Source organism: Leptospira hartskeerlii (genome assembly GCF_002811475.1).
GTDB lineage: Bacteria > Spirochaetota > Leptospiria > Leptospirales > Leptospiraceae > Leptospira_B > Leptospira_B hartskeerlii.
This window is the reverse complement of the sequence record NZ_NPDL01000002.1, coordinates 300,500-314,763: the sequence shown is the minus strand read 5'-3', so window position 1 is coordinate 314,763 and position 14,264 is coordinate 300,500. Positions and strand designations below refer to the sequence as shown.

10 protein-coding genes are annotated in these 14,264 nt (G+C 39.3%); 8 read left to right on the top strand and 2 right to left on the bottom strand.

All coding sequences use genetic code 11. From position 1 onward, the window contains the following. Positions 1 to 425 precede the first annotated feature (425 nt). From CH352_RS04445 to CH352_RS04430, 4 genes are all read left to right on the top strand, one after another. Positions 426 to 2,723 (top strand): hybrid sensor histidine kinase/response regulator, encoded by a 2,298-nt coding sequence (locus CH352_RS04445; RefSeq protein WP_100705483.1) that lies wholly within the window; start codon positions 426 to 428, stop codon positions 2,721 to 2,723. 42 nt (positions 2,724 to 2,765) lie between these two features. Beyond that, on the top strand, positions 2,766 to 3,737 hold the full coding sequence (locus tag CH352_RS04440) for a YheT family hydrolase (RefSeq protein ID WP_100705484.1): 972 nt from the start codon (positions 2,766 to 2,768) through the stop codon (positions 3,735 to 3,737). Positions 3,738 to 3,850: 113 nt separating this feature from the next. Further along, positions 3,851 to 5,062, top strand: a complete 1,212-nt coding sequence (locus tag CH352_RS04435; RefSeq protein ID WP_100705485.1) for an acetyl-CoA C-acetyltransferase — start codon at positions 3,851 to 3,853, stop codon at positions 5,060 to 5,062. Between the two features lie 347 nt (positions 5,063 to 5,409). Continuing rightward, a complete protein-coding gene (locus tag CH352_RS04430) occupies positions 5,410 to 6,684 on the top strand; it encodes a hybrid sensor histidine kinase/response regulator (RefSeq protein ID WP_100705486.1) in 1,275 nt (424 codons plus the stop codon). A gap of 12 nt (positions 6,685 to 6,696) precedes the next feature. Here the strand turns inward: CH352_RS04430 and CH352_RS04425 are convergent, their stop codons facing one another. After that, positions 6,697 to 7,905, bottom strand: a complete 1,209-nt coding sequence (locus tag CH352_RS04425) for a sensor histidine kinase (protein WP_100705487.1) — start codon at positions 7,903 to 7,905, stop codon at positions 6,697 to 6,699. A 59-nt stretch (positions 7,906 to 7,964) separates the two neighbouring features. After that, complete coding sequence (locus CH352_RS04420) at positions 7,965 to 8,498, bottom strand: chemotaxis protein CheD (protein ID WP_243396222.1); 534 nt, start codon at positions 8,496 to 8,498, stop codon at positions 7,965 to 7,967. Positions 8,499 to 9,191: 693 nt separating this feature from the next. Here CH352_RS04420 and CH352_RS04415 point away from each other — a divergent pair. The 4 genes from CH352_RS04415 to CH352_RS04400 are packed head-to-tail and all read left to right on the top strand — an operon-like array spanning position 9,192 to position 14,253. Then, positions 9,192 to 9,722 (top strand): chemotaxis protein CheW, encoded by a 531-nt coding sequence (locus tag CH352_RS04415; protein WP_100705488.1) that lies wholly within the window; start codon positions 9,192 to 9,194, stop codon positions 9,720 to 9,722. 43 nt (positions 9,723 to 9,765) lie between these two features. Continuing rightward, positions 9,766 to 11,382, top strand: coding sequence for a methyl-accepting chemotaxis protein (locus CH352_RS19240; RefSeq protein WP_100705489.1), 1,617 nt, complete (start codon positions 9,766 to 9,768; stop codon positions 11,380 to 11,382). A gap of 3 nt (positions 11,383 to 11,385) precedes the next feature. After that, the gene (locus CH352_RS04405; protein ID WP_100705490.1) at positions 11,386 to 13,200 is read left to right on the top strand and encodes a chemotaxis protein CheA; all 1,815 of its coding nucleotides are present in this window, start codon (positions 11,386 to 11,388) and stop codon (positions 13,198 to 13,200) included. A gap of 6 nt (positions 13,201 to 13,206) precedes the next feature. Next, on the top strand, positions 13,207 to 14,253 hold the full coding sequence (locus CH352_RS04400; RefSeq protein WP_100705491.1) for a protein-glutamate methylesterase/protein-glutamine glutaminase: 1,047 nt from the start codon (positions 13,207 to 13,209) through the stop codon (positions 14,251 to 14,253). Positions 14,254 to 14,264 lie beyond the last annotated feature (11 nt).

Below are 14,264 nucleotides of genomic sequence, written 5' to 3'. Positions count from 1 at the left end.
GTTTCCTATGTCAATAGAAAAATTTTCGAAAGGAAAAGATTTTATTGATACTGAGTCTCATTATTGGACAATTTGGATATGAGCATACGTGGAGCTTCTTCCCTTCGTCACCCCTTTCAAGACCTATGTAAAAAGTTGGAATCCAGGCAAAATGAGGCGGAAGCCTTAGAAACCCTTCCTGCAAGATCAGAAATTTGGAAACTTACTTCTCAAAAGCCCGAAAAAGAGGTCTCAAACTCAGGGCCCGAGGATTAAGTTTGCTAACGGGAGAATTTTCCTACTTCTCCTCCTCAAAAAATCCTTTTCAACTCGCTTCTTTCGGATAATAAACCTGCGTTTACTCGTTTAGGATTTACCGTTTTCTTTCCGGAAATTCCGGGCCTTTTTCACCGTCCTATAATGATGTAATAGTCCTTAGCACGAAGATGAACGAGATCCCGTCAGACATTCTTACATTTATTAAATTTTTCGAAAATTCAGACGGGACTTCCATATATGTGAACGAACTTCTTCGAGACGAAAATAGTAAGATCAAAGATATAAAACTCCATTATTGCAACGAGCAAGGCGCTAAACTTTTGCAAATGGAGAAGGACTTCATTATAGGAAGGAATTTCACACAGCTAAGATCCGACGTAAATGAAGTTAAGCCTGAGTTTGCAGCATTTATGGAATCCATCTGCAAAGCGGGCTCCGAATGGAGAGGGATCCGTCAATCCGTACTTTCCGGAAGGTATTTTGACTCCACTATGCTCTGCCATCAAGACGATTGGATCATTTCAATCGCAAAAGACCTCAACCAAGAGATCAAAGAAAAAGATATTTTTAGAGAAGCGGCGTATAGGAACGAGGACGCAATTTATTATTTAGAGCCGGTTTTCGATGATAAAGGATCCATTATAGATTTTTTATATAAAGATTTAAACCCTGCCGCGGAAGCGGAGATGGGAATGCCTAAAGAGATCTCGATCGGCAAAAATTTATACAGCGTATTTCCTCAAAACGTGGACATAGGAATGTTCGATCTCTTTAAGAAAGTTTATCTCACGCAACAGGCAGAAAAAAAAGAATATGAGATCAAAGATGCTAAGGGGGATCTAGGATTTTATCTTCTTCATATCAGCCGGGTATATGAAGGCCTCCTAATAAGTAATAAGAATATCACAGAAATTCGGAACGTAGAGAATCAACTTAGGATACAAAAAGAACAATTGGAGTTCACATATCTTGCATCCAATGACGGATACTGGGACTACAATGTGAAGACCGAACAACTTTTTCTCTCCGAAAGATGGAAAACGATGCTTGGTTATACGAATGAAGAGATCGCCTCAAACGATATCCAGGTTTGGAGAAAATTGGTACATCCTAAGGATTTGAGGATTGCACTTTCTGCGTTCCAAAGACATCGATCCGAAGAAACGGAAAGATTCGATAAGGTCTTAAGATTCAAAACGAAAGGAGGAGAATATATATTTGTTCGTTCTAGAGCGCTTATCATCAAAGATGAGAATGGAGAACCTACACGTATTGTAGGAACTCATACGGATATTTCCGCTGCAAAACAATCCGAGATCGCGTTGGAAAAGGCGAAAGAAAAAGCGGAACAGGCAGACAGAGCAAAGTCCGAATTTTTAGGAATGATCTCTCACGAAATGAGAACCCCTTTGAACGGAATTTTCGGAATGACGACCCTTCTTGCAAGTTCCAAATTAGATCTAGAACAAAAGGAATATCTAAAGGATCTCTCCGATTCAACGGAAATTCTATCCCGATTGATAGATGACCTATTACAAGTGATCACCGTTGATTCCGCAAAAATGGAGATCAAGGAAGAAGCTTTCGAGGTCAAAACATTTCTCGATTTTATACGTATATTAGTAGAACCTAAAGCTTTCGAAAAGAATATTGAGTTCAAAATATTCATCTCTGAAAAATTTCCTAGAGTGATCGTAGGAGACAGGACTAGGATCGAACAGGTGCTATTGAACCTAATCACAAACTCAATCAAGTTTACGGACAAAGGCTCCATTACGCTCTCCTTGGATTTAGAAGGAGAAGCTTCCATCCTGTTCAAAGTAAAAGACACTGGTATAGGAATTAAAGAAGAAGCAAGACAAAGGATATTCGACGCATTTCACCAAGAAGATTTGGCAGACACTCGTAAATACAAAGGTGTGGGACTTGGGCTGTATATAGTTAAAAGACTGACTTCTAAAATGAAAGGTGATGTTCGACTGAATTCCGAACCTGGGCATGGTTCTGAATTTTCCATCATTCTTCCTTTAAAAAAAGAAGCAGAAACTCCTCTCAATCCTGCACAGATCCAATCCGAAACTGTTCCTAAATTCTCCTCGAATTCGGTCCTAATCGTAGATGATAATGAGATCAATGTGAAGATCCTTGCCAAACATCTGAGTAAAACCGGGATACAATCCGACTCTGCTTTAAGCGGTAAAGAAGCATTAAAACTTTTAGATACTAACGAAAAGAAATACGATCTCATCCTATTAGATCTGCAAATGCCGGAGATGGACGGATATCATACTGCAGACGCAATACATGCTTTAAATTCCTCTAATGCAAAAACTCCTATTGTTGCAGTCACTGCTAGTTCCTTTTCCGAAGCGTATAAAAAATGCGCGCAACATGGAATAGAAGGTTTTATCGGCAAACCATTCCAACCAAAACAATTGTATAAAGTTCTTACCGATTTTCTTTGACGAATGCTTGTCTAACAAAACCTGATCCGAAAAAATGTCGGCATGGAGACTATTCGTCCCTTCAAACCTCCGATTCATCTCAGACATCCTTTTGTACAAACAGTTTTAGCTTCTTTAATGAGGCAGAATACTCCTGATCATCCTATGGACAAGGCAGCTTCTCCTGTAGTCATAGATGCAGGTAAAGGAGTTCGTTTATTAGGTCATTATTCTAAGTCTCCACAAAATAAAGCCCTGCTCGTGCTGATACACGGTTGGGAAGGAAGTATGGATTCAAATTATATCCAAAGGACTTCCAGAAGATTTTATGATAAGGGAATTTCTATCTTTCGATTGAATTTAAGAGATCATGGGAATACTCATCATTTAAACCCGGAACCATTTAACGGAAGTTTAATACGAGAAACCTATGAAGCAATCCGTAAAGTAGCAAAGGAATTCGGACATAAACTTCCGGTATACTTAGGCGGATTTTCAATGGGAGGGAATTTTACGATCCGAGTGGCAAGAGAGCATTCCAGGAATAAACAAAGTATCCCTAATTTAAAACATTGCATTGCCGTTAGTCCCCCACTTCATCCAAAGTCTGCGACTGAAATGATGGATTCCAAACTGATCTTAGGAAAATATTTCTTGGATAAATGGAGACAATCTTTGGCTAAAAAGAACGTACACTTTCCGGATCTACATCCTTATACAAATATCATGGAAGGGAAAACGGTTATGGAAATGACAGATAGGATCGTAGCGTCTTCCGCAGAGTTCAAAGACTCGGATGATTATTTTAATTCTTATACATTGGGCCCAAAGGATTTTGAAAAACTAAAAGTGGATCTGACTATAGTTACATCCGCAGATGATCCAATTATACGTCCCGACGAATTCAAAGAGATCCCGAAAAGTTCCAAGCTTAAGATCTTTATCCAAAAGTACGGTGGCCATAACGGATTTTATGAAAACTTAAAAGGAGACTGCTGGTATTTTAGGGTCTTCGACAAAGTTATATTTGAATAAGAAGAAGTAGCTTGCTTTTCCCTCCTTTCTTCTAAACTCAAGCTGGAAGCATATTTCGTTTTTGAACAAAAGTTCAAGAATAACCGAACGGCTTTCGTTATAGGAGAAATACTATGTCCAACGCATACGTTATCGATGCGGTCCGTACCCCAAGAGGGAAAGGTAAAAAAAGAGGAACGCTTGCATCGGTTCACCCGCAAGAACTTTCCGCCTCTACTCTACTAGCCATCCAAGAAAGAAACGGATTAAAACCAGAAATCGTAGAAGAAGTTGTTTTAGGCTGCGTTTCCCAAGTGGATGACCAAGCTGCATGTATCGCCCGTTACGCGGTCATGGCTGCACAATGGCCAAATTCCGTTCCGGGATATACTGTAAACCGTTTCTGCGGATCCGGATTACAAGCAGTAAACAATATCGCAAACCATGTTCAGTCAGGAGCAATGGCGGTAGGTTTAGGCGGTGGAGTAGAATCCATGAGCCGCGTAAAAATGGGGGCGGATTTAGGAGACAGAGATTTTAATATAGGAAATCCTAATATACAAAAACATTATAATCTTGTTCCTCAGGGAATTTCTGCAGACTTGATCGCAACCAAATATAATATCAGCAGAGAAGAAGCGGACAAGTTCGCAGAATCTTCTCAGTTAAAAGCTGATAAAGCGATCAAAGATGGTGCATTCAAAAAATCTATTATTCCAGTTAAGCTAGAAGACGGAACTGTAGTGGATACAGATGAAAACCCTCGTATCGAATCAGACTATGCATTCCTTTCCGGTTTAGGTGCAGTTTTCAAAACTGTAGGCGAAAAGGAACTAGATGCGATCGCTCTTAGATCCTATCCCGATGTCGGAAAGATCAACCATATCCATACTCTAGGAAACTCTTCCGGGATTGTGGATGGTGCAGCTTCCGTTCTGATTGCTAACGATGAAGGGATCAAAAAATACGGGTTAAAGCCGAGAGCGAAAATCCTATCGACTGTGGCTACAGGAGAAGATCCGACCATCATGTTGACAGGACCCGTTTCTGCGTCCAAAAAAGCGCTCCATATGGCAGGTCTAAAAGTAGAAGATATCGATCTTTGGGAAATCAATGAAGCATTCGCTTCTGTTGTGCTCTACACCCAAAAAACCCTCGGGATCCCTCTAGAGAAGATCAACGTAAACGGGGGAGCAATCGCTTTAGGACACCCTCTTGGGGCAACTGGGGCAATTCTTCTCGGAACCGCCTTGGACGAATTAGAAAGAAGAAATAAACGTTACGCACTCATTACACTCTGCATAGGCGGGGGAATGGGGATTGCGACCGTAATCGAAAGAATCTAATTTCTAACTTTCCACGTTTTAAAAGCGCCGCCTTTCTTCCGAAAGCGGCGTTTTTATTTATACACACTCTCTCCAAGTTTTGATCCATATAACACGTTTTGTCTAGTCGTAAATTATAATATACTCCAAAAGTGTTAGTATATTTAAATTTTATGATGCAATAATTTGCAATATCCGATACTTATAATTTAGAAAAACATTTTTTTCATTTTTGACATCTTAGTATACAAAAGTCATAAAATTTAATATTTCAATTTCCTGCGTTACTCTAGAGTTATGGCTCATTAAAAATATATTACATAGATATTTTCCGAATATTCGGGAATGCTTTTGGATGGAGCTCGTCTATGACGAACGCTGGAATAGAAAAAAATGGAGTTCGGCAATCGGAAAGCCGTACTAAAAAGAATATTTTGTTAGTTGGGACCGATCCTAGTAGAACGGACCTGATCTCCAAAATTTGTGAAGATATAGGTCTTACCGTTTTTCATCTTCCTCGATTAGAGGATCTGCAAATCGATAGAGATTTCGGGATTGTTTATTCGGAGTTGAATATTTCTCAATTCGAAACATTAACCCGAAAGTTCTCCATAGCAAAAAGACCTCCTTCGTTTATCTTGGGCTTGGATAATCCCGACACTAAAACTATTGTCAAGGCATTGCGATTAGGAGCTTTCGACTGTATCGATATTAGTGAAACTTCTCCCAAAGAGATCGCGGAAACTCTCAAAAATATAAAAGAAAATTGGGAATTGGATCAACTACAGGATAATCTAGAAACGGAAAGATTTAACAAGATACAAGGAGACCTAGATTGGAATTCCTTTCGCAAGGATCTGATCCGAAAAGATTTACAGACAAAAAGCGCTTATCTGATATCGAATATTAGGACTTCTTTAAGTCAAGGATCCGGCTTCGGGGCATTGGTTTCTGCGATCGGACTGATACGTAAAAAAGCAAAGCAGAATGGTACTCATTATGAAGTCCCTGCTACCCTGATAGATCTATTGTTATCCAATGCGGAAACGGCAAATAGGATTATAGAAATTTTTAACGAGATGGATTATTTCATTCATAACCCGCAGATAAAAGAGGAATATTCCGTTTCTCAAATACACAATCTATTCAGGAATGAGATACAAAACGTATATGAATTAGCAAGATTCAAAAGATTACATATAAAGATCTGCGAAGACAAGTATATAAGCTCGAGAGCGATCGTAGGTATTCACGAAGAAAGTTTTAAAAAAGCAGTGGGAGAACTATTACTGAACGCAATCAAATTTTCCGAACCAGAAACGACGATCTATGTACTATTCACTCTAAAGAAAAGAAAACTTCTGATCTCCATTTTAAATTCACCAAAGATAGAAGGAGGAAGTAAAAAAGGAATTCCAAACGAAGAATCCGAGTTCGTATTCCAACCTTTTGCAAGGCTGACAAAATATGTACACGAAGACATTCCTACTTTAGATTATGGATTAGGTTTGCCCCTGGTTGAAAAAATAGTTTCAAACCATGAAGGCAAAATTTCCACGTTCAACGTAACAAGCTTTTTGGAAGAGGAAGAAGAAACAATGGTCCTAATGGAAATGGATTTACCACTTTCTCAGAAGGGTTAGAAGATCAATCTCCTACTCTATGACTGGAAAACGCATTGTAAGACAGATCCCTTCTTTTCTGGTATCGTCCAAATTCAGGTTCATCGTCTGCAGATGCACTTTTCCATTCTGCAACTCTACCAGCTTCTTAACAACTGGAAGCCCAAGGCCCATTCCAAATTGCTCTTGATCGAAGCGTTCGTCCATGAACTTGACACCTCTATAAAAAGGTTCGAATACAAGATCCTCATGGAATTCCTGCAAATAACCTGAAAAAGGAGGATCATTGATCACCTTAAATTGCAACTCATCTCCGATCCGAAGAACTAGAATTAGAACATTAGATTTGTCCGGAGAATACTTTAAAGCATTAATTAAAACCTCTTTAGCAATCGTAGAGATCCATGGTTTCTTAAATCTTAAACGATTGGAGAGAATATGCAAATTATCTGATACTAGGATCTTTTGATCCTTGAGAGCGACTGAAGGACTAATCTCATCTATCACCTCTCTTAATACATCTACAAATTCTGCAACTGTTCCTATTTCATCCGGAGTTTCACTCTCTTCAAAAAGAGCCTGTGCAGAAGATAAAAAATTCGTAAACCTAGAAGCGCTTGCAACTCCGTCCTGCAGAAGATCAAAAAGATTAGAGCGTATTTCTACAAATTCTGCTCCTTCTTTCCTCTTAGCTTTGGAAAGTATCATAGAAAGTACAGTCATTAAACTTCCTACACCGGTTCCTTGCATTAAAGTGATATTAATCTGTTTGATCGCCGAATCCATCCAAGCAGTGGAAGAATATCTATCCTTGAGGGACTGTTTCCAATCGAATAGTTCCAATGCTTTTCGATAAATTTCTATCTCTGCCTTCTTCACGCTTTCACCGGTCGGATGAATGGAGATATTTTTAAAGTCAGAAGGAAGTTTATTCTCCATAGGTAAGAATAGAGTTAACAAACTTCCGTTCGTTGTCCTGGAAGTGACCGTATGGTACGCTAAATAGATCTCGTCCGTGTTTTTCAGACGTTTTACCATTTCATAATGTTTTAGGTTCGGATCTTTTTCCCATAAAGAAATCTCGTGTTCTCTATCGACAGGATGGATCCAATCATGATAATCAAAAGTAGCATCCAACTCTTTGCCGATCAGCTCGGCAAACTTGTCATTTGATTCTATAATTTTGCCGTTTTCTTCGGTAAGAATAGCAGGTGATAATAAATTGCGTACGAGGGAATTCAATCGTTTCTCCTAGGCGGCGTCGATAATTATTTCCGAACGTTTTAGGTCTTCGTTCGAAATTAAAAGAAAGTAATCGGCGTTTTTTTCCGCATATTCTCCCGTATTTTGTCCAAATAAGCTGCTTCGTTTTTCTCGATCATATTTTTCTCTAGATCGATTTGTACACGTTTTACAAACACTTCGAAAGTATGAGTGAAAAAGCGTAGATTTCTATAATATTGGCCTCCGGTTTCTTCTCCGGAAACAGAAATTTCTTCCGATCTCAGAAATTCTTTCACAAACTCTACGTTCCTTTCGCCAATAGGAACACTTTTAGGTCCTAAACTTAGGACTTTGCCCCCACCGATAATCTTTGCCTGCAAACGGCTTCTGGGACTTCCTTTCTTCACGAATTCATTGATCAATAATTCCATTGCATTGATCCCGAATCTCGCTGAATCATCTACGTTTGATTTTCCGGGAAGAAGTATATGATTCATCCCGCCGAATCTATTGAATGGATCAAATAGACATACGGATACGCAAGAACCTAAGAGGGTCTTCATCGCGACTGGAGTTTGTGAAAATAAATATTCTCCTACATTAACAAACATCGATGGAATTTTTTTCTCTTCTACAATAACTCGATTCGATTCCAAACAATCCACCCATGCTATAGTATACTCTAATGCAACTTCGCAAATCAACCTAATGTAACAACGCTTCATTAGGAAGAAAGAGAAATTATATTTTTCTGAAAATTCCAAAGGAAATTTCAGAAAATCTATTTACGTTTTCTTGAAATACGAAATCGGATCTTCTACAACTTGAATAAGCGATCAATAAAATTGTTCCAAAAAAATAATCAGAGTAATCCTTTAGCTCTAGTTTCCTAAGTGAGTTCTGAAATTTTTTATAAGATCTTAAAGTCTTTTCTGTTTTTTTTAAAGTAAGTTCGTCTCATCAAAAATTTAGAAGCCAGGAATTAAAAAAGAATAGAAATATTTTAGGATTATTTTTTTATCCATCGAACGTCTTACCGGTTTAGTTTTTACAAAATATAAAACGTAAAAGATCGGTTTAAGACGAAATTCTGATCTTGTATTATTCATAAAAGATTAAGCCTGGAAACTTCGCAAATAATCCGACATAATTTAAAGTTCTAAGAATCTATTGAACAAAATTATTTTAGTATGTCTGCTCGCGATCTTTGTGTTAAAATCGATGGGCTATGTTGAATTCGAGACAAACAAAACAAATTCCATTCGAATATTTAGATTATTCGAAGAAGAATATCGAGGAGAAATATGGCAGAAAACGAAATAGATCTTCTTCTAGAAGAAGACGAAGCGGATGATGAAGACACACTAGAGAATAAATATTTAGTCTTTTCACTGGCCGATAGAGAATACGGACTAGAGATTAAATATATCATAGAGATAATCGGGATGCAGCCTATAACGGAAGTTCCCGATATGCCCGCCTTTATAAAAGGAGTAACCAACCTCCGAGGTAAAGTCGTCCCACTAATCGACGTTAGGCTAAGATTTCATATGGAATCCATTCCATATACCGAAAAGACCTGCGTAATCATCTTAAACATAGAAGGAGAAAGCCTAGGACTTATCGTGGATACTGTCCGCGAAGTGGTAAGTATTCCTTCCGAAAACACCGAGCCCGCCCCAAAGATGGGGGATGGAGAGGCAAATCGTTTTATCGCCTCGTTCGGAAAAGTAGAAGATTCAGTCAAAATCCTACTCGATGTTCGTAAACTTCTGAGAGACGACGAGTTGGAAGTCCTACATGACAAACTTCCTGAAAATGGAACTCCAGCCTGAACAACCAAACAAAAGAAATTTATAATATAGTAAGGATAGAAGAATGAGCGTCAAAGCAAAATTAACCATAGGATTCTCAACCGTAGTCGTTCTATTGATATTCGTAGCAGGATTTGCAGTGTATCGTTTGAATACTTTTAATAATGTTGTTACTAAGGCGGTCAATGTTTCCGCTAAAAAAGCCACGATGCTTCTCGCGATGCGGACGGCCATACTCAAGGTCACTCGGGCGGAAAAGAACACCATACTTTCCACCGAAGAAGATGACATGAAAAAATATATCGGTGAAACGGAAACGAATTTAGCTCTTTTACCACAATTAGGAACGGATGTTTACCCTCTTCTCCAAGAAGCAGGCAAAAGAAATATGGAGGAGTTCCGTATAGTAGAAAAAGATTATAGAGCTACTCTGAAAAAAGTTTTAGATCTCGCATTCGTGAATAAAAACGTAGAAGCTAGACAGATCTCCCAAGTACAATTAAGGGCTCATTTGGACAAAATGGAAGGTTTTCTGAACCAGATGATCGATCGTGCCCAAAAGGAACTAGATGACGCAAACAAGAGCACAGACGAGTTGTATGCGGAAACCACCTTCTTAATGATCCTTATTCCTATTCTTTCTTCCCTGATTGCAGTAAGCTCCGCCATTTGGATCACAGTTTCGGTCAATAAGGCCTTAAATACTGCATTAGAGGTAGTAGGTTCGGTTTCCTCTGCAGCAGCTCAGGTTTCTGCAACTGCATTCTCTTTGAGCCAATCCTCCAACGAACAAGCGGCAAGTTTGGAAGAAACCACTGCTGCTGTAGAAGAGATGTCTTCTACAATAGAGCAAAACTCACATAACGCAAAAGAAACCAACGCCATGGCGGAATCTTCTTCTAAAGACGCCAATAAGGGAAGAAAATCCGTACTCGAAACTTTAAATGCAATGAAAAAGATCTCAGGTAAAATTAATATTATCGAAGAGATCGCCTACCAAACCAACTTACTAGCGTTAAATGCTGCGATTGAAGCGGCAAGAGCTGGCAAACATGGAAAAGGATTTGCAGTAGTCGCAGATGAAGTAAGGAAGTTAGCGGAAAGAAGCCAGATAGCAGCTCAAGAGATCAACGGACTTTCTAGAGACTCAGTAGAACGTGCGGAAGATGCGGGAAAACTTATAGAAGAGATCGTTCCGAGTATAGAGAATACTGCGAAGCTGATCCAAGAAATTTCAGTTTCTTCCGATGAACAAGCAAGAGGTATCACTCAGATCAATACTGCGATGGTCCAATTAGACCAAGCTACCCAAGAGAATGCTGCGTCGTCCGAAGAGTTAGCGTCCACTGCAAAAGAATTGAACGACCAAGCGGAAGCGCTTTTGACAGTCATGGGGACTCTGATCAAGATCAGAGAAGAAGTATTAACCGCTTCCAAAACAAGATCCAAAAAGCAGAATAGAGAAACTTCCGTTGTCAATCAACCGGTCAAATCACATTTTCATGCTCCTCATTTCGATCTGAAACATGCAGCTTCTCAATTTGGAAATGCAAAAAGAGATCCCAAGAAGACTTCCAATGGAAAAAATTTCCTTCCTATGATAGAAGAAGAGTCCGAGGCAACTAACCAGTCCGAAAACTCTTCCGGCTCAGAAGAAAATTCCGGCGAAATCAAAGTATAAAATATGGATCGAGAACATCTTCTTTCGGAATTCATTTCGGAAGCTCGGGACCTGATCGACTCTGCGGAAACTTCTCTTCTAACATTAGAAGAAGAGATTGAAACCGTGGGACAGGGAAATCCAGAGACTTTAAACAAAGCTTTCCGTTTTTTCCATACTCTCAAAGGTTCTTCCGGTTTATTAAAACTAGAGACCGTGGTAAAGATCACTCACCTGGGTGAAACACTTCTAGATATATTAAGAAATCAGGATAAAGTTACTGAGTTCGATTTCAGTGACGATCTGATGGAGACTTTGGACCTTCTTCGTAGGATATTCGATCGTGTGGAAGAAGAAAGAACTGATTCCGGTTTCGAACAAGAAACTGAGATCATCCGGAACAAACTAAAAGAACAATTGGATCGAATTTCCAGAGGTTCCGAAATAGAAAAAACTACCCCAGAGAATAAATTCGGATTTTTTGAAGAAGCTGCTCCTTCTGCTCCAAAAGGGTTCGGATTTTTCGAAGAAGAGACTAAGCCTGCGATCGTAGAGAATATTCCGGCTACTTCTACCAATATTAACCCAGTGATACAAGAAGCCCAAGTCGTGGAGAAAAAGAAAGATATCCGTATCACTACGGATAAGCTGGATCAGCTCATGGATTTCATGGGAGAATTGGTAATAGCAGAATCTAACGTGATCCATCACCCTGAATTGGAAGGATTAAGATTAGAAGGCTTTCGCTCAGCAGCGAGACACCTGCACAAGATCGTAAGAGATCTGCAAGAAGTTACATTATCCATGAGAATGGTGCCTCTCTCTTCTACCTTCCAAAAAATGAATCGTTTGGTAAGAGATTTACAAAAACGTTCTCAGAAAAAATTAGATTTCAAGATCGGCGGAGAAGATACTGAAGTAGATAAGTCTGTAGTAGAGATCATACAAGATCCGATCATCCATCTATTAAGAAATTCTATTGATCACGGTTTAGAATCTCCGGAAGAAAGAGCCGAGCTTGGTAAAAAAGATAAAGGAATCATCCGTTTACAAGCAAGGCAATCTGCAAACGAAGTTTGGATCCTAGTAGCGGATGACGGAAGAGGCCTTGATCGGGAAAAGATCATCAACAAGGCCAGAGAAAAAGGGATCCTAAAAGGAAATCCGGACGAGATGAGTGATAAAGAAGTTTTCCAACTCATATTCACTCCAGGATTTTCCACTGCAGAAAGACTCACCGATATTTCCGGCAGAGGTGTCGGAATGGATATCGTTCTTCAAAATATCAAAAAATTGAACGGTAAAGTAGAAGTGCGTTCCAAAAAAGGAGAAGGTAGCACTTTCATTTTAAGAATTCCACTTACTTTAGGGATTATTGAAGGAACCGTTTTTGAAGTGGGTGGAACTTATCTTACTCTACCTACGATAGAAATCAGCGAATTAGTAAGTCTAAAAGACCAGAAATTGATCCATCCATATAAAGACCAAGAGGTTTTGGACTTAAGAGGGATCTATATACCTGTGATCCGGATCAATGATCTACTCGGTCTGAGAGAGAAGTTAGAATACAAAAGTAAAAATCCGGTTCTGATCATTCTGGAGAATGAGGACAGATTCCTTGGGATACTCGTGGACGAAGTATTAGGAAATCAGAATATTGTGATCAAGCCACTTTCTTCCTCTATCCAAAAAGCCCAAGGGGTGAACGGATTTACGATATTAGGGAATGGAAGAGTAAGTTTGATCTTAGATACTAAATTCTTATTCGAAAAATTCCACGGGACCACTTCCGCGTCTACCGGGGAAAACTCAAATCTAAGTTTGGAAAAAATGGCCTAAGTTAGAATGATAAGGGTTTATATCATAGACGATAACCGGATTGTCCGTGAGATAATCGCCTCACAATTGCAAGAGGACCCTAGATTCACAGTAGTAGGATCTTCCACGGCGACTGAGGCGATGAAAGAAATTCTAAAAGCGAAGCCGGACGTAATCACATTAGATGTGGAAATGCCGGATATTAGCGGAATAGAATTCCTGCAATGGTTGATGCCTAAATTTCCAATCCCAGTCATCATGCTCAGTTCTTTTACGGAAGCCGGGGCAAAAGTTACGTTAGATTCATTACAAGCAGGAGCCTTGGACTTCGTTCAAAAAGCGGACGGAAGTGAAGAGGATTTTCTTAGAATGGTATTGGAACTTAAGAATAAGATCCGAGCCTGTGCTAAAACAAATGTTTCCGATATTCTAAATCGAAAACAAAAAACCTCTCAAACAAGTAACAAAACTAGTTCCACGATTTCTAAGATCAAATTAATCGCTATCGGAGCTTCTACAGGAGGAACACAAGCAATAGAATATTTGCTTCGGAATCTTCCCGGAGAACTCCCTCCTATTCTAATAGTGCAACATATGCCCGAATATTTTACGGGAATGTTCGCGGAAAGATTGGATTCTGTTTCTCCTTTAAAGATCCAAGAAGCACAAGAAGGCCAAAGTATTTCGAAAGGGAACGTATATGTAGCCAGAGGAGATCATCATATGGAATTAGGAAATCCTCCACATTATAATATTCGAATACATAAAGGGGAGAAGGTCACAGGTCATAGACCTTCCGTAGACGTATTATTTCATTCAATTTCAAAATCTCCTTTAGCCTCTTATTGTGCAGCATTTCTCCTCACTGGGATGGGGAAAGACGGCGCTAAGGGACTCAAGGCACTTTCCGAAAAAGGTGCAATGACATTCGGACAAGACGAATCTACATCCGTAGTATACGGAATGCCAAGAGAAGCATACGAGATGGGTGCTGTGAAAGAGCAGATCTCTCTTGATAATATCCCGGAAAAAATTTCAGAACTATGTTTTGGAACGGCAAACAGTTATAATTAATCAAAGGTAAG

What these genes read in the sequence shown, in the direction of transcription:
- CH352_RS04405 (WP_100705490.1), top strand. Translation starts at nt 11,386, where the DNA reads ATGGATCGAGAACATCTTCTTTCGGAATTCATTTCGGAAGCTCGGGAC.
- CH352_RS04415 (WP_100705488.1), top strand. Translation starts at nt 9,192, where the DNA reads ATGGCAGAAAACGAAATAGATCTTCTTCTAGAAGAAGACGAAGCGGAT.
- CH352_RS04440 (WP_100705484.1), top strand. Translation starts at nt 2,766, where the DNA reads ATGGAGACTATTCGTCCCTTCAAACCTCCGATTCATCTCAGACATCCT.
- CH352_RS04435 (WP_100705485.1), top strand. Translation starts at nt 3,851, where the DNA reads ATGTCCAACGCATACGTTATCGATGCGGTCCGTACCCCAAGAGGGAAA.
- CH352_RS04430 (WP_100705486.1), top strand. Translation starts at nt 5,410, where the DNA reads ATGACGAACGCTGGAATAGAAAAAAATGGAGTTCGGCAATCGGAAAGC.
- CH352_RS04445 (WP_100705483.1), top strand. Translation starts at nt 426, where the DNA reads ATGAACGAGATCCCGTCAGACATTCTTACATTTATTAAATTTTTCGAA.
- CH352_RS04420 (WP_243396222.1), bottom strand. Translation starts at nt 8,498, where the DNA reads ATGTTTGTTAATGTAGGAGAATATTTATTTTCACAAACTCCAGTCGCG.
- CH352_RS04400 (WP_100705491.1), top strand. Translation starts at nt 13,207, where the DNA reads ATGATAAGGGTTTATATCATAGACGATAACCGGATTGTCCGTGAGATA.
- CH352_RS19240 (WP_100705489.1), top strand. Translation starts at nt 9,766, where the DNA reads ATGAGCGTCAAAGCAAAATTAACCATAGGATTCTCAACCGTAGTCGTT.